The sequence below is a fragment of the Corynebacterium sp. ACRQP genome, assembly GCF_022345915.1.
GTDB classification, from domain to species: domain Bacteria; phylum Actinomycetota; class Actinomycetes; order Mycobacteriales; family Mycobacteriaceae; genus Corynebacterium; species Corynebacterium lehmanniae.
Genome location: NZ_JAKRMZ010000026.1, coordinates 23,542 through 40,235 on the forward strand (window position 1 = coordinate 23,542; position 16,694 = coordinate 40,235).

The following is a 16,694-nucleotide window of genomic DNA, read 5'->3' on the forward strand; positions in this document are numbered from 1 at the left end:
TGTTAGGGTTGTTCATTAGCCCTTAACCTTTTCCTTAATCAAATCAATTTCCATATTGACGGTTGCGCCTACCCCGCATTGTCGCGTCATCCGTTCAGACCCAGCCTTGGACAAGCGACTGAAAAGATCGGGGTTGAAATAAAGTTCTTCGATATTGTCGGCCAGATCTTCGGGCGACTCAGGTGCGGCTAGAAGAGAGTCGACATGGTCTGTGAAGAATTCTGGAACGGCAGCCACGCTTGTTGATAAATTGACGAGCCCGGAAGATGCCGCTTCGCACATCGAAACCCCCTGCGAGTCGAATCGAGTAGGGCTCAGGAATACACCATGCTGTCGGTGGAGGGCTGAGATTTCTTCCTGGTTGAAGAACCGGTTCATTAGCTTGACGTTACTGAACTTAGCGATCGGCGCGGTTGTGTCTTCGAACATCTTCCCTTGCCCGGCGATTGTAAAACTGAGATCACTGAAGAAAGGGCGCTCTGACAAGTGAAGAATTGCTTTCACTGTCTGGTCGTTGGCATACTTGCGCGACGCGTAGGGGCGGATCGAAAGAATGTTTTTCCTCTGATTTGCTGTTTTCTCAACGTAGGGAAAGATCTCGGTGTCAACTAGGTTGTGGATAACTCTGGAGTCTTTAAACCTGACGCCCAAATCCGGCTGTACTACGTGTTGTTCAAACCACTTCGATACGTTAACGAAGCTAACTCTGGGGTCGTTTCTCTCCACCAAATCATGAAAGTAGGCTAGCTGCGGTTCGTAGTAGGTGTCCCTTTTAGCGATGGCTTCCCTGATTTGTTGCGCCGACTCAATAAAGTTAAACCATCTGCGATGCCAAGCTTCTGCCTCAAACCCGTGGATCCAAATGATGACCGGACGATGGTCCGTTTGTTTCAGGAGAGGCTCTACTCGTTTCTCCTCTGCGAAATGTACTAAAAACGCATCGTATTCCGAGCGGCTAGCTTTTTCTTCTAATGCGCTGGAGTTCCCGACGGTTACGAAAACGCCGTCGTACTCGTAGGAATAGGCTTTCGAGATTGGTTCGTGGTGATAGAAAATTTCCACTTCTATGCCCGCCGCTACGTAGGCTTTTGTCCGGCGGTGAATGAAGCCGTTCCGGTAGAGAGCTTTTTCACTCGGGTACGCGTTGCAAACGACTAGTACTTTGACTTTGGCAGTGGTTGTCGGCGCCTGAGGCATCCTTTACTCCTTACATTCGACGATTCAAGCTTAGAGGATAAAGGCTTGAAACGAGTCGAAGGTGACTGAACGCGTTCCTGAGGGGATAGTAGTCTGCAGGTATGCGAAGACGAGACATTTCCAGATGGTCCCCGGGTATTCAGTACGCAGGAGTCGGCGAATTTTTGAATGCTTTGGATCGAGATGGTCTACATAGCATTCAAATTGGCGGTGGACAGCTTGATGTGCTTCTCGTTAATCGGGGAGCTGCGGCAACCCTGATTACCTTTCAGCACCGCATATCGGAGAGAAGTAGTTACCCTACGTTTGTTGGGAATGGGGTTTCCGAAGCGACTGGCATGAACTTAATTGCTGTATCAGACCCGAGCGTAATTCGGAATACTGAATTACGCCTTGGCTGGTATCTAGGCGATAGAGGTACTGGACCGCTTAAGCGACATTTGCTACCAGTTATTAAGCGAAGCGTCGAATACTTTAACGGGGAGCGGCTAGTCTTTTTTGGTAATTCCGGAGGTGGATATGCATCGATTGACTATGCACAGCACTTTGCAGAGTCGATAGCCCTAACTGTCAACCCAAGATTGGGTTTCATTGACGAGCCGAATCCCGATTTGGTTAAGTATATTAACCTTGCCCACGCGCCCCAAGGGCGCACACCGTACAAGCGGGTGCGTAATCAATACGCACGTAATCTTTGGGAAACGGTAGAACAACGATCGCCGTTTTACGCAGCCATGTATCACAACAGTGGCGATAGTGCATACTTTGAATCCAATCATCGCCGCTTCGTTGACGCTCGTAGCCGGGACTTAGCGATTTTCGAACGGACCGAATTTGACGGCGACGGACACGTGCCGATTCCGAAGCACAAATTGATTGACATGCTAAACCAACTCAAGCGCACCGACATTAGTGCGTCTCAGGCAATTCAACTAGCCGGCTTCTCATCTCCCCACCAAGAGAGGGGAATTGCTGATCCACCTTACGAAATTGATGACAGTGCTCGCTCGTTGCTCCAGAGGTCGGCAAGCCCCAGAATCTCCGCTGAGAGCTCCAGTGTTAAGCCTGTACGTCGCCAAATTCGTCTGAAACGTTGGCCCGCGTTAGTTGAACGGCAGGTCACAATTCCCGAGAAGTACACGCGTGCTTGTGATGGATCGCTCCAGCCTGGTGTGGTTTCGGTAGCTACCGATGAGCACGGTTTTATTCTTAGCGGTAGAAGGGAACCCTCGACGCGGCGTTCGGTAATTGTCCTAGGCGATAGCGTGGCAGAATCCCTCTACGAGACTACTGGTGCCCGGTGGACCGATTTTCTTGAGGATGAGCTGGATGCGCAATTTCCTGGAGAGTTTAGGGTATTAAACGGTGGTAAATCTGGGGCGACCCTGTTGCATATAGTGACAAGCGTTTTGAATACGCTGCCTCCATTGGCGGACCAGACCGCTTTGGTCATCATTATTGCGCCGGGTGCTGATGCCAAGCTGGAAAGAGACTCTGCAACATATTGGTCGGATCATAAATTCGTTGCTCCGCTCGAGCCTGCGTCTCCCTCAATCCCATTTGAAGCACCTAAGATCGGGGGAGATAGGGACTTGCTGTGGTGCCTGCTTTTTGAAACACTTCGTGCATACGGCGTGCCAGTTGCTGTGGTTACCCCTCCGATTCGGCATGGTTCGTGGGAGGAAAGCTCTTATCTTCGGAGCAAATTTAAATCCCCGGAAGCTTATATTGAGCAGCTGGGTCGATATGGTCGGGTAAGGGAGGCTGCCTTATCTGCGGCTGAGAAAGCCCGAGTCGCAACGGTTGCCGAGATTGAAGACTTTCCTAGATCGGATAACGAGAGATTCTTTTACGATCACGTACACTTTAATACCGCTGGACAGAAAGTTTTTGGGATGAATGTTGCAAAGCCTATCGCCCGTATCCTAAAAACCTTATAACCACGCTTGTCGGGCACTTAGTAACGCCTGAAAGCGGGGAGACCGTCTTCCTTGACTCGCGACACCGGCCGGGCTAACTCCTTGCCTCGGCGTACCGTGAAAAACCCTCTCCTGCCAGCAGAAACTAACCGTCTAGCCGGAAAGGCCCGCGCGCGAGCAAGCCAACCTGAACTTCGAGCACGGCGAGCAACGCTACAGCTACTAGCGGGTTCCGCTGGACCTGCGTCGCCAAGGATGGGTTTCCTGTAAGTTCAAAGCGTGAAGTCGGCCTTCGAACCAAAATCCGCCACCACAGCCATAATGTTTTCAACGCCGAAACAACCAGCACATCGCTGACGATGAGCTCGTCCGCAATCTAGCGTCGGGCAAGCCAGGTACCAATTTTAGCGAAGTCACTGTTCTTGGGATTGCAGCTCGAAAGGCCTATTCTGCCGCAGGTAGTGTCAGTAGGGCCGACCAGTCGTCTCCCACACCATAGCGATTTCACAAATGCTTCGTTGGGAGAGTAGTGAATGGAACCCTTAAACCCAGTTGGACGTTGCGACAATCCGGGCATCGATTACGACTCCTGGCACTTGAAATAAGGATTCCAAGGTGAAGTCTTCGGCGCAGTGAGAGTACCAACCTAGCAGCAGATGGGGACCGCGCGTGGCGCAACACCGGACACATCCGAACACGAATTAAGGGTCTGACACGAAGGAGCATCGCAATCAGACCCTTTAAATGCTAACCGCTTAGAAGTGAGCATTTTCGGAAGCGCGGTTATGAAACGCTAGTTAATAACCCCATCCAACCAAACGCCACGGGTGTCGATGACTTCCTTTTGTTCTTCCTGGTTTAACCGCAGGGGTGTGTGTTGGCGGAATTCGGAGTGGTCGACTAGAAGCACCAAGACGTTAGAGGTCTCGAGTGCGAATTCAATGTCTACTAGGTTGACGTTCGGACGGTCCAAGGGTGCTGGGAGGTGGCTGATGTTTGGTTCAACAAGGTCGATTTTGAGGTCCGGGTACTTGTTTGCGACTTCGATTGCAATGTTGAGTGCCGGAGACTCACGAAGGTCGTCGATGTCAGGTTTGAATGCAAGACCAAATAATGCGATCTTAGGTTCGTTTTGGAGTCGCTCTACAGCATTGTCGATTTTGCGCAGAACCCACGCGGGTTTGCCGTCATTAACCTCTCGGGCTGTCCGAATAAGGTTGGAATTCTGCGGAGCAGTAGAAACAATGAACCATGGGTCGACGGCGATGCAGTGTCCACCAACCCCTGGCCCAGGTTGAAGAATGTTCACGCGTGGGTGGTGATTTGCAAGCTCAATAAGCTCCCAGACATTGATTCCTAGATCATCACAAATCAACGAAAGCTCGTTAGCAAAAGCGATGTTGACATCGCGAAACGAATTCTCAGTGAGCTTTGCCATTTCAGCTGTGCGATCGTTTGTTTGTAGTAACTCGCCATCGCAGAAGGATGAGTAAATTTCAACTGCGCGGCGAGTTGCTTCCTGTGACATTCCGCCGATAATTCTATCGTTCGTCCGAAGTTCCTCCATGGCTTTTCCCGGTAGGATGCGCTCTGGGCAATGGGCGAAGTGAACTACTGGTCGTGACTCGTCGGAGTTATCAGAACCTAATCCCAAATCTGGGCGCAGTTCGAGTAAGCGGTGTGCCATCTTCTCCGTGGTGCGTGGGGGAGAAGTGGACTCAAGCACAATGAGTTCGTCGCCGTTCAACTTAGGAGCGATTGCTTCGACCGCCGAGAAGATGAACTCCATATCCACATCATGGTCGTCTGTAAAAGGTGTAGGAACTGCGACGATGTAGGCGTCAGCGGCTGGCATTGTAGTTGTGGCCTTGAATCGGCCACTTTCTAAAGCTGAGTGGAGGGCTTTCTCGAGTCCAGGCTCTACGATAGGAACCTCCCCGCGGTTAACAGCGTCGACTCTTTCTTGCATGACGTCAACCCCTGTAACGGTGAGGCCACTGTTGGCCATTACAACAGCCGTTGGAAGGCCGATGTAGCCAAGTCCGACGAATGCTACGTGTTGCGACATTTCAGTTGATCCTTATCTAAGCTCCGGTATAGCAGGAATCTTGTCTGCGATATTAGCTGACAATGTTTCTGGGTATGCGTTCGTGCCCCTAGAGCCCCAGATTGCATAGTCGCCAGCCTGCGTTTCATCAGTCGGTTTTCTAGTGGGGTGGCGTAGACCTCACTGGCGATGGCTTCGGCCCTAGTTCCGTCACGCACGCCGAGGACGATGCGGCTCGGCCCGATGGTGTCGTTGACCGCGTACCCCTCGTTGAGGTAAGTGCGGTGGGCTGCAGCTCACGGATGCGATTGAGTTGATGATTTCTGAGGGCCATCCGGTGCATGAAGGCAAGCGCCACGACCTAGGTAACCCGGGCGGGTATATCCCGGCGAATGTGGATTTCGGTCTGCGGGATGAAAAGTATGGCCCGGCGCTGTATACCGCGGTGAAGAAGATCATCGCCGACTTCGAGGAAGAACACCCCGAGGTTAAAGAAAACCTTTAAGGAGTCCGTATGAAGGCGGTTGTCACCGGCGGTGCCGGGTTAATCGGTTCTCACCTCGTCGACCTGCTGGTGGGGGGCGGCCACCACGTCACGGTGATCGACAATCTGGGCTCGGGGCGAACCGAGAACATCGCTAGCCACCTTGAATCTGGTGCGGTTGAGCTCCTCGAGCAAGATATTCGCGACGCCGATTTCGAAGCAGTCTTCCGCCGAGTGGAACCCGAGGTGGTTTTCCACCTGGCAGCGCAGATTGACGTGCGTCGGTCGGTTGAGGATCCGCTCCTTGATGCGGAGATGAACATCACCGCGACCATCCGTCTTGCAGAGGCGGCGCGGCGGGCCGGTGTGCGTCGAGTAGTGCACACGTCTTCCGGTGGGTCCATTTACGGTGAGCCGGAGCAGCTGCCGGCTACGGAGCAGTTGCACGTCGATCCGAAGTCGCCATACGCGGCGTCGAAGGTCGCTGGCGAGCTGTACTTGAATGTGTACCGCCAGCTCTACGGTTTGGAGACGAGCTTAATCACACCCGCGAATGTCTACGGGCTGCGGCAGAACCCGTTCGGAGAGGCCGGCGTTGTGGCGATTTTCTCTCGCAACCTGTTGGACGGTAATCCGACCTGTGTGTTCGGTGGAGGTACGAACACTCGCGACTACGTGTACGTAGGGGATGTAGCGCGCGCGTTTTACCTCGCTTCCGCGGATGCCGGTGACGGTGAACGCTTCAACATCGGCACGGGTGTGGAAACGACTGACCGGGCGCTCCACACCGCGGTGGCGAAGGCTGTCGGCGCCCCGGATGAGCCAAATGATGAGCCGGCACGTTTGGGTGATGTCGCTCGTTCCTCGCTGAGCTATGAAAAGGCGGAGCGAGTGCTTGGGTGGACGCCGCAGGTGTCGCTGGACGAGGGCGTGGCGCGCACGGTGGAGTACTTTCGTAACGAGCCGGGCCGCAAATAGGTGCTGGGCGCGCTTCCGTACACGGTCACCTGCATAAGAGATTTAAGTTTAGTCACATTTCACCTTAAGATAATCGCAAGTTCTCATTTCACCTATAACTTCCACTGCATGCGACCCAGAAAGGGGCGCAACGTATTGCTAAGGAACTAAAAATGGGAATTCGGAAACGGGCGGTGCGCGGGTGCACCGCCCTTGTGTCCAGCGTCGTCATTGCGCTGCCGATGGTGGCAGCGGTGGCGCCGGCGAAGGCCGCGGACGCGGCTGCGCAGCCAGGCGGCCAGGTGGTCATCAGCGAGATCGCAAATGGTGGTCCGGGCGGCTACCACGACAACTTCATCGAGGTTGCCAACTGGGGCGACGAACCTGTGGACGTCTCGGGCTGGGAACTGTTCCGCTGCACCGGCACCGGCTCGGTGGCGTCGGCGCCGCAGAACACGCTGCAGGGCACGATCGGTGCGGGGGAGCGTTGGGTGTTCGCCAGGGAGAGCGATCAATCCACAATCGCGGACGCGGACGTGAAGCAGCGGTACAAAACCTCGCTGGCCAACGAATCCTACGGCGCGCTGCTGCGCGATAGCTCGGGTGAGAACGTCGACGCCGTCGCGGTCCAATTCCCGGGCACCGCCAACCAGGCGTGCGGCGAGGGCACCGTGCTGGCCAACACCACAGATTCCGCCGCCGGCGAGAGCTTCCAGCGCACCCAGGACACCAACGACAACGCAGCGGACTTCATCCGCGCGCCGCGAACACCGGGCAAGGACAATGCCACCGAGCCGTCGGCGGCGCCGAAGCGCGGCGACGTGCTCATCTCCGAGGTCGCGCACACTGGCGCGGACGGGGAGGGCCTGATTGAGATCGCCAACTTCGGCGATACGGAGGTCGACGTCACGGATCTGCAGGTAGACGTGGTCAACCAGTTCGGGCGTCGTTTTGCGGGGTATGCGTGGGCGGGGCGGATGCCCGTCGAGAAGCTTGGGCCCGGAGAGGCCGTCGTAGTGCCGCGCGATGAAAGCGGCCGCGACTTCACCGAGGGGGCCGCGGGCGTGGTGCTGTACGACGCCTCCGGTGCCGTCTGGGACCGCGTCGCCTGGGCGGACAACCAGGACTCCGCCGCTGCGGACGGCACGCCGCTGCCGTACACCAGCCTGGATGCCGCAGACGGCGTGTCCTACCAGCGCACCTCCAACACCGGCGACAACGCGTCCGACTTCGTGGCGGCGAAGCGCACCCCGGGCACGATCGAGGTGGGCAAGCCCGCCGAAGAGAAGACGCCCGAATACACCCACGAGGAGCCGCACACCACCGGCGGGGCGAACGTGCTGGTCTCCGAGATGACCAATACTGGCCCCGGAGGCAACGGCGACATCTTCTTCGAGCTGCAGAACTACGGCGACGCGCCACAGGACATGACCGGCTGGAGCGTGTACCGCTGCATCGGCACCGGCGTGCGCGCGTCCGTGCCGCAGGTCTCCGCCGAGCAGCTGGATGGTGTGGTGCTCGAGCCGGGCCAGCGTTTCACCGCGGGCCGCTCCGGCCAGGCGGGCGCGGACATCCGCGCAGCACAGGACACCACCTTCGGCATTTCCTTTGCTACCCAGTACGGGCTGCTGGTCTTCGACCAGGACGGCAAGATCGTGGACCGCGTCGGCTCCGTCCGCGAGGACGTCGAGAGCTTCTGCGCCACGGGCCAGCCGCTTCCCGGCGTGCTCAACGGCCTGCACGGCGAGTCCTGGCAGCGCGTGGACATCACGGGCGATGACCGCAAGGATTTTGTGGTGGCGGAGAGGACCCCTGGTCGTCGCAACGCAGAGGCCCCGCAGCACCAGCGCGTGGATTCGCCGGTGAAGATCACCGAGGTCACCAACGGCGGCCCGGGCGGTACCGGCGACAACTTCTTCGAGCTGACCAACACGGGTGACACATCTGTCGACGTCACCGGGTGGCAGGTCTACCGCTGCACCGGCACCGGCCGCGTGTACGAGGACATGCTGCAGCTGAGCCTGCCTGACGGCGAGATGGCGCCGGGCGAAGTCTTCACCGCCGCGCGCACCGGGGCGGACTCCACCGTGGAGGACCCGGATGCGACGTACGGCACCTCCTTCAACGCCGTCGACGGCTTCGGCCTGATGGTGGTGGACAAGGACCGCAACGTGGTGGACTCCGTCGGCGTGTTCGACCGCGTCGATTCCCCGTGCACCGTGGGCGAGCCGCTGAGCGACACGCTCGACTTCGCCACCGGCGAGTCCTACCAGCGCGTCGCGTTTACCGGCGACAACGCCAAGGACTACGTCCGCGCGATCCGCACCCCGGGCAAGTACGACCCGGAGGTTTCGGCGATTGAGGTGCAGAAGCCGAAGATGGGCGATGTGGTGATCAACGAGATCGCCGCCGGCCGCCCCGACGACAAGGGCGGGCAGAAGGCGCAGTACATCGAGATCATCAACAACGGCACCGCGGCCGCGGACCTGTCCGGGCTGCGCGTGGACTACTGCGCCGCCGACGGGCGCCGCATGATGGACCCGGCCGCGGTGGTGCCGGACGGGTTCTCGCTCGCGCCGGGCGGCGTGCTCACCGTGGCTAGGCCGGAGGCGGGAGTGAAGGACGCGCTCGCCACCGACGCCTCCTTCGAGCAGGAAGGCTACGGCGCCACGCTTACCGACGCCACCGGCACGCTCCTGGACGCCGTCGGCGTCTACTACGACGACGTGGGCAAGGTGACTAATGCGCCGGAGGGGCCGTGCTCGTCGGCAGGTGTGCCGCTGGACCGCCGCATGCGGTTCACCTCCATCGAGGAGGCGCAGAAGCACGACTACGCCTGGCACCGCGTGCAGTCCACAGGCAACAACTGGGCGGATTTTGTCACCGCCCCGGCCACCCCGGGCTCCGCGGACGGCCCGGAGTACCGCGACGTGACCAAACCCGTCGACGGCTCCCTCGACCCGGTCGAGGTCGAGCGCGCAACCCGCACCGGGGTGCCTTCGCTTTCCGACGGCACGCCCCTGACCGCCACCGGCACCTCCGACGCCGACGTGACCGCGTTCGGCGCGAAGACGGCGGCGATCGACTGGTCGAAGTCCGCCGGCTTCATCGGCGCCTCCCCGCAGGCGGCGCTGGATACGCGCGTCGGCGAGGGTGAGACCCGCGTCGCGGACGTGCGCAAGATGGGCCAAGCGCAGGACACCGGCCGCGCGTTTCCGTACCAGCGCTTCGAGCTGGCGGTGGAACGCCCCAAGGACAACGTGGTGTCGATTGCGTGGCGCGGGCATTCCCGCGACCGCCACGAGCTGCAGATGTACTTCTTCAACCACACCGTTGGTCAGTGGCAGCGTGTGGATACCGCGGCAGGTGAAGAAGGCGCCGACGTCACTCTTATAGGTACTGGTGCTGTTGCCGATTTCTACCGCGACGGCACCGTGGACGTGCTGGTGCAGGACGGCAAGCGCGTGGCGGATCCGTTCAGCGACTCCAACGGTGAGACGAACAAAATGTTCAAGACTCCGGGCGAATACGACCTCGCCATCGCGCACGTGACGGATTCGCAGTACCTCACCGAGCAGAACCCGACGTCGTATACCCAGATGATCGCGTGGTTGGCCGCGAACAAGGACGCGCGCGACATCATCGCCTCCGTGCACACCGGCGACGTGATCCAGAACTGGCTGCGCGGTAATCAGGAACCGGACCGCGCTGTGCTGGAGTTTGAGCGCGCCTCCGAGATCATGAAGATCTTCGAGGATGCCGGCATGCCCTACGGCATCCTGCCGGGCAATCACGACAACGTGTGGGGCGCATCCAACGAGATGTTCAACGAGTACTTCCCGGCCTCGCGCTACGAGTCCAACCCCTGGTGGGGTGGCCACGGACCGGACGGCAACGCGTCGAACTTCTTCACCATGGAGCGCGACGGCGCGAAGTTCCTCTTCCTACAAATGGGCTTCGACTCCTCTGAAGAGGAGATCGACTGGGCAGACAAGGTCATCGCGGACCACCCGGACCACAACGTGATCTTCTCCACCCACGAGTATCTGCGTCCCGAGGAAGACGCCCGCTCCAACCCGGACAACGGACGCTGGACCGCCCAGGGCGACCTGCTGTTCGACCGCCTGGTTGAACCCCACTCCAACGTCGTGCTCGTCTTCTCCGGCCACCTGCACGGTGTGCGCCAGCGCATCACCGAACGTGAGGACGGCACCCGCGTCATCGAGACCGTCGCCGACTACCAGTCCTACGAGGAGGACGGCGCCCGCGACGCCCTGTACACGCGCCTGTACCAGTTCGACCTGGATTCCGGGAAGGTCGCGGCCAACGCATATTCACCGCGCCTGCAGTCTTTCGAACCGTGGAAGAACGACCCGCGCGATCTGGGCTACACCCCGGAATCCGACGAGTTCGTCTACGACGCCGACCTGCAGTACGACAAGCAGGTGACCACTTCCGGCATCGCCGCCTTCGGCGCACCGGTGGAGATCGGCACCGCCCAGCTTTCCGACGGCACCGCCGCCGAATTCACCTGGGACAACCAGGAGCCAGGCGCGGAGTACCTCTGGTACGCCCGCGCGCAGCGCGACGCCTCCGCCGCCGGCGGTGCCTCCGCCGCCGACCCGCGCTACTCCGACTTCCGCGTCTTCACTGCGCCGGCGGAGGACGAGGAGGCCCCGGAGACCTCGACCCCGGAGACGCTGGCACCTGAGACCTCCGCCCCGGAGACCCCGGCCGAGCAGCCCACCGCGACCGTCACTGAGACCGCCACCGCAACGTCTACGACAACCGTGTCCGCAGACCCGGTGACCCACACGGAGACTGCTACCGAGACCGCGACGGCGACGGAGACCGAGAAGGTCACCGAACCGGTCACTGAAACCGAGAAAGTCACCGAGTCGGCCGTCACGCACCGCGAAACGGTGACCACTTCCGCGACCGTGGTCACGCCCACGACGCTGACGTCGACCGCGACGGAAGTCTCCACTGCGCCGAACACGACGGTGACTAAGTCCGTGCCCACCACGGTGGTCACTCCGACGACCGTTACGGTGCCGACCACGGTGGCAACGACCGTCGAGAAGTCTGGCGACCGTGTCACCGAACCGGCCGTCACTCACCGCGAAACGGTGACCACTTCTACGACCGTGGTCACGCCGACGACGGTGACCTCCACCGTGGACGAGGTTTCCACCGCGCCGAACACGACGGTGACCAAGTCCGTGCCCACCACCGTGGTCACCCCGACGACCGTTACCGTTCCGACGACGGTGGAGGTGCCGACGACGGTGGAAACGACCGTCGAGAAGCCTGGCGACCGTGTCACCGACGAGCAGTTCCCGAACGAAGGCAGCTCCGTGACCGTCGGATCCAGCGTGACCATCACCCCGCTGGGCATTCTGCTTTCCCTGCTCGGCGCGCTGGGGGCGGTCGGCCTGATTGCCGCGCTGCTCAACTACATGGGCATTGACCTGCAGGAGTACGTCGAGCAGTTCCTCGACATGCTCCCGTAAACCTGGCTCCCAGGTGAGGGGATGCGGCTGCGTTGCGCCGCGTCCCTTTTTTTATATGCTCGGCCGCATGCGCAACTTGGGTTACAGCGAAGTCATGTCCGCGGTCGCGCCACGGGTGGCGGTTGATGCGTTGCGGGAGGTGCTTCTCGACGGCTTCGATCCCGCCACCGACCCGCACCGTCAGAAGGTGGCGTTGCCGCACGGGGAGATGCACCTGTTGCCGTCGGCGCTCGATGGGGCGGTCGGGGTGAAGGTGCTGGGGATTCAGCCGGCGGGCTCGACCGTTGATGTGCCGCTGGTCCAGGGGTCGTACCTGCTCATGGGCGGGGAGACCCTGACGCCGGAGGTCGTGATGGATGCCGCGGCGCTGACGGAGATCCGCACGCCGGCCGTTGCGGTGGCGGGGGTGCTGGACCGGTTGCGGGCATCGAGTGAGCCGTTGGAGTGCGTCATCGTCGGCGCGGGTGTGCAGGGGCGGGCGCATGCGCGCACGGTGGTGGACGTGCTTGAGGGGGTGCGGGAGGTGTCGGTGACGTTTGTGTCGAGAAGTAAGCCGGCGGATCTGCCGCATCCGTGGGTTGAGTCGGGGAGTGTAGAGGCCGATTCGGTGTTGGGGCGTGCCGGGTTGGTTGTGGTGGCGACTTCTGCGGGGGAACCTGTGGTCGTCGATAGGCAGTTGCGAGCTGATGCGACCCTGCTTGCTGTGGGGGCGCACACCGTGGACACGCGGGAGTTGCATGAGGATGTGCTGCGGGGCGCGCAGGTGATTGTGGAGGATGTTGAGGCTGCGCGGAGGGAGGCCGGCGATGTGGCGATCGCGGTGGAGAAGGGTGCGCTCGCGTGGGAGGATGTGGCGACGATGGCTGAGGTTGTGCGCGGGGAGGTGGCGCTGGATCCGGCGCGGCGGGTGGTGTTCAAGACCGTCGGGATGCCGTGGGAGGACCTGGCGGTGGCGCGGGTTATCGCGGGCCAGGTCCCAGCGGCGTTTAGGTGAGCCCTAAGCGAGGTCTTTCACCAGGCGCTCCGCGAGCTCCTTGGACGAGGACGGGTTCTGCCCGGTGTAGAGGTTGCCGTCGACGATGACGTGGGACGCCCACGGCTCTGGCGCCTTGTCGTACTCGGCGCCGAGGGCGACGAGCCGGCTCTCAAGCAACCACGGCGCCTTGTCGGCGAGACCCGCGGCGCGCTCCTCGTCGTTGGAGAACCCGGTCATCTTCCGGCCGGCAAACGGGGAGCCGCCCGGGGCGTTCTCCGTCGCGAGGACCGCGGCCGGCGCGTGGCAAAGCAAAGCCACAGGCGCGTTGTCCGCCATGCGCTCGGTAAGGATGCGCCCGGAAGTCTCGTCAACCGCGAGGTCTTCCATCGGGCCGTGCCCGCCGGGGTAGAAGACAAGGTCGTAGTCCGCGGCCTTGACGTCGGCGAGGTTGAGCGGCTCCGCCAGAACGGGCGCAAACTGGTCGAGCTTCGCCTTCACCGCGGCCAGAGTGTCGGCGTCGCCCGCGCTCTCGTCGAGGCTCGCCTTATCGACGACTGGCGCCTTGCCGCCGGGTGTCGCCACATCGACGTCCCAGCCAGCGTCGGTAAAGACCGAGTACGGGGTTACCAGCTTTTCGGCCCAGAAGCCGGTGGGGTGGGGTGTGCCGTCGTTAAGTGTCCAGTGGTCTGCTGCCGTAACGACCATAAGAACCTTGTTGATGGTGTCCTCCTAAAACTTGACGATCATTTTGCCGGTGTTGCCGCCCTCGAACAGCTCGAGGAATGCGGCCGGCATGTTGTCGATGCCCTCGCGCACCGTGGTCTCGAACGTGATTGAGCCATCGACGACGAGCGGGGCGATCTTCTCCTGGAACTCCTTGGCCAGGTGGGAGTACTGGCCCACCACGAACCCACGCAGCGTGAGGCACTTGCCGATGGAAAGGCCCAGATTCCGCGGCCCCGGCGCCGGTTCCGTGTCGTTGTATTGCGCAATGGCCCCGCACATGGCGATGCGGCCGAACGTGTTCGCGTTCTGGATCGCGGCCTCGAAGTGGTCACCGCCGACGTTGTCGAAGTAGACGTCGATGCCCTCCGGCGCCGCCTTCACCAGCTGACCGTTGACGTCGCCGTCCTTGTAGTTGAACGCCTCGTCGAAGCCGATGCTTTTGAGGTATTCGATTTTCTCCGCGGAGCCCGCGGACCCGATCACCTTGGCCGCGCCGAGGTGCTTCGCAATCTGTCCTGCGGCCGATCCCACAGCACCTGCCGCGCCCGAGATGAACACCGTGTCGCCCTCTTTCATCTCGCCGACGGCGGTTAGCCCGACGTAGGCGGTGAGACCCGTCAGCCCGAGAATGCCCAAGTACGCCTCTGCCGGGGCGAGGGAGGCGTCAATCTGCTCCACCTCGTTTTCGTGCAGGATGGCGTGGGTGCGCCACCCGGCGAAGTGCCTGACCGTGTCGCCCGCCTTGAACTTGTCCGAGCGGGACTCCGTGACCGTGCCGACCGCAGTGCCGTTGAGTGGCTCATCGATCTGGAACGGCTCGATGTAGGACTCCACGTCGTTCATCCGCCCGCGCATGTAGGGGTCGACGCTGGAGAAGGTGTTCTGGACGAGGATCTGGCCGTCGGAAAGCTCTGGCAGCTCCACCTCCTCGAGCCGGAAGTTCTCGCTTGTCGGTGCGGCTTCCGGACGGGAGGCCAGGACCCATTGCTTTGCTGCAGTCAACGCTGTGCTCCTTTGTCGTTGTTCCGGGACAACGGTAAGAACGTCGAACGGGGAGGTCGCTGTTCCCCCGCGTGGCTGGGGCAACGAAAACACCCCGCGACCAGCTCTAGCGCTGATTGCGGGGTGAAGGTGCTGGGGATTTCGGCGCGGCGGGTGGTGTTCAGGACCGTCGGGATGCCGTGGGAGGACCTGGCGGTGGCGCGGGTGGTTGCGGAGTAGCGATCGGGCTTGAGGCTGATTGAACGGGTGCTAGAATCCGTGAGGAAGCGACACTGGGGGTGCGGTGGCCGGGAAAACATATGGGGCCGGGGATAGATGGCCAGAGCTAGAGGACAAGGACTGCAATGAGCAGGCACAGCGGGCGAGGTCTTTAGGCTGGACCGCAAGATCCAAGGAGAGCCACGGGGGCTTTGTAGTCCGTTGCCCAGCTGGGGAATGCGAGGTGCGGTTCGATTCAACTCCGAGGAATCCCACTGCCAAAGCGAAGGAGGCTCGCCGAATAATTCAGCTGTGCGAGCACGGTGCCGAGCACACCGATGCGGTCGCGGCGGCGAACGAGGCTCTGGACCGCGCGGAAATGCTGATTGGCGCGGTAGAAAAACAGGCGGCATCGAATGCACTGTTAAACGCCGCGATGATTGAAGAGCGGAGAGCGCTGCTTGATCGTGCAGCAAAGTTGGAGAATGAGGCGCTGCGGATTCTCTCGGTGATTGAACGGGAGGGCGCCGACGGTGGTGATTTGGGCGATGTCTCAGGAATCGCGGATCGTGCTCGTGGCTATCTGAACCGTGCTCGCGAGAAAATTGCTCCGTTGCGTCAAAGCAAACCGGTACGTCGAGACGTGGAGGCTGCTTGGCAGCGCTACAGGTCAGTTCGAGCGCGGCTAAACACGCTGCAACAGGGATAGGGGAGTGAAGCCGAGGGGTGACGGAAGCCGCTGGCGGGCTGCTGCAGGCTTGGCAAATCTTCCCTATGCTGATTAACTAGTTGTCAATTGACAACTGCGGGCGTGTTGGAGGGGTAGAGGATGGCTATTGTCTTAGGCCTGCGAGTATTGGGCATTGACTATGACGATGAAGAACGCATCGAGCGGATCGAGAGCGCCTTCCCGGCGGTTTCTTTCGTCCGGCTAAATGGTTGGACGATCGCGGAACTGCACCTGGAATGCTTTCCTGAGAAGGCCTTTCATGAGGCAACCGATCTCATTCATCAACTGGGAGCTTATGGCGAACTAGAGTTTGTGGAAGTCGTCCCCCACTTGGTGAATACGAGCGATGTAGCGAAACTAACGGGTGTGACCCGTCAGGCGGTGAACAAATGGGTTACGCACCCTGATTTGGGCTTCCCCGCGGAGACTGATTTCGTTGGGGGCGGGCACGCGCGACAGAAGATCTGGAGCCTTTACACCGTCAACGAGTGGCTGTCTGAAGTGATGGGAATTGATCTAGGCCTTGAGCTGCCGCCGATGAACCTGGTGAAACAGGTGGACGGGTACCTGGCGCTGGAGGGGGATCCCCTGCTTGATGGGGCGAAAGATTTTCATGCCTCCGGTCTGTGAGGTGTTGTCAGGTGTGTGGGGTGGCACGCGTTGTCCGTGGCTACATTTTGACTACAAAAGACCCCGGAAGCCCCGGAAACAGAAATAGCGACACAGCAAGAAAACAGGGTTAAGGGTCAAAAAGTGTGTCCAGAATCGCGGATTTTTAGGGATTGACCTGTAGGTTTCAGGAAAGTATATGCTTCCGGGGCATATATCTGGGTCTCGAGCGTTCAATCCTCGGTGTGGCAGCGTTGGTGTGCTATGCGCGGCGTGGTGTGGTGTCGCAATGTCAAAGAACCAACCTCGCTGCTACTGCGGCGGTGAAATGAAACG

At 60.4% G+C, this 16,694-nt stretch carries 10 protein-coding genes and 1 pseudogene; 7 read left to right on the top strand and 4 right to left on the bottom strand.

The window, feature by feature from the left end:
• Positions 1-15: 15 nt before the first annotated feature.
• Positions 16-1,197, bottom strand: coding sequence for a glycosyltransferase family 4 protein (locus tag MHY23_RS10160; protein ID WP_239307453.1), 1,182 nt, complete (start codon positions 1,195-1,197; stop codon positions 16-18).
• Between the two features lie 101 nt (positions 1,198-1,298).
• Here MHY23_RS10160 and MHY23_RS10165 point away from each other — a divergent pair, with 101 nt between their 5' ends.
• Complete coding sequence (locus tag MHY23_RS10165; RefSeq protein ID WP_239307454.1) at positions 1,299-3,137, top strand: SGNH/GDSL hydrolase family protein; 1,839 nt, start codon at positions 1,299-1,301, stop codon at positions 3,135-3,137.
• 772 nt (positions 3,138-3,909) lie between these two features.
• On the opposite strand, the gene wecC is transcribed toward MHY23_RS10165, so the two are convergent.
• On the bottom strand, positions 3,910-5,184 hold the full coding sequence (wecC, locus tag MHY23_RS10170; RefSeq protein WP_239307455.1) for a UDP-N-acetyl-D-mannosamine dehydrogenase: 1,275 nt from the start codon (positions 5,182-5,184) through the stop codon (positions 3,910-3,912).
• Between the two features lie 253 nt (positions 5,185-5,437).
• On the opposite strand from wecC, the pseudogene MHY23_RS10175 reads away from it, so the two are divergent.
• The 4 genes and pseudogenes from MHY23_RS10175 to MHY23_RS10190 form a co-directional block, all read left to right on the top strand.
• Positions 5,438-5,668 (top strand): annotated as a pseudogene (locus tag MHY23_RS10175) (UTP--glucose-1-phosphate uridylyltransferase); the annotation flags it as partial.
• Between the two features lie 9 nt (positions 5,669-5,677).
• Positions 5,678-6,625, top strand: coding sequence for an NAD-dependent epimerase/dehydratase family protein (locus MHY23_RS10180; protein ID WP_239307456.1), 948 nt, complete (start codon positions 5,678-5,680; stop codon positions 6,623-6,625).
• Positions 6,626-6,777: 152 nt separating this feature from the next.
• Positions 6,778-12,117 carry a lamin tail domain-containing protein gene (locus MHY23_RS10185; RefSeq protein WP_239307457.1) on the top strand — a complete coding sequence of 1,780 codons (5,340 nt, stop codon included), beginning with the start codon at positions 6,778-6,780 and terminating at the stop codon, positions 12,115-12,117.
• Positions 12,118-12,184: 67 nt separating this feature from the next.
• Entirely contained in the window at positions 12,185-13,111 is a 927-nt protein-coding gene (locus MHY23_RS10190) for an ornithine cyclodeaminase family protein (protein WP_239307458.1), read from the top strand.
• Between the two features lie 3 nt (positions 13,112-13,114).
• Here the strand turns inward: MHY23_RS10190 and MHY23_RS10195 are convergent, their stop codons facing one another.
• Entirely contained in the window at positions 13,115-13,813 is a 699-nt protein-coding gene (locus MHY23_RS10195) for a type 1 glutamine amidotransferase domain-containing protein (protein ID WP_239307462.1), read from the bottom strand.
• 9 nt (positions 13,814-13,822) lie between these two features.
• Positions 13,823-14,821, bottom strand: coding sequence for an NADP-dependent oxidoreductase (locus MHY23_RS10200; RefSeq protein ID WP_239307459.1), 999 nt, complete (start codon positions 14,819-14,821; stop codon positions 13,823-13,825).
• 442 nt (positions 14,822-15,263) lie between these two features.
• Here MHY23_RS10200 and MHY23_RS10205 point away from each other — a divergent pair, with 442 nt between their 5' ends.
• The gene (locus MHY23_RS10205; protein WP_181888827.1) at positions 15,264-15,728 is read left to right on the top strand and encodes a hypothetical protein; all 465 of its coding nucleotides are present in this window, start codon (positions 15,264-15,266) and stop codon (positions 15,726-15,728) included.
• A 120-nt stretch (positions 15,729-15,848) separates the two neighbouring features.
• The gene (locus MHY23_RS10210; protein WP_239307460.1) at positions 15,849-16,379 is read left to right on the top strand and encodes a hypothetical protein; all 531 of its coding nucleotides are present in this window, start codon (positions 15,849-15,851) and stop codon (positions 16,377-16,379) included.
• Positions 16,380-16,694 lie beyond the last annotated feature (315 nt).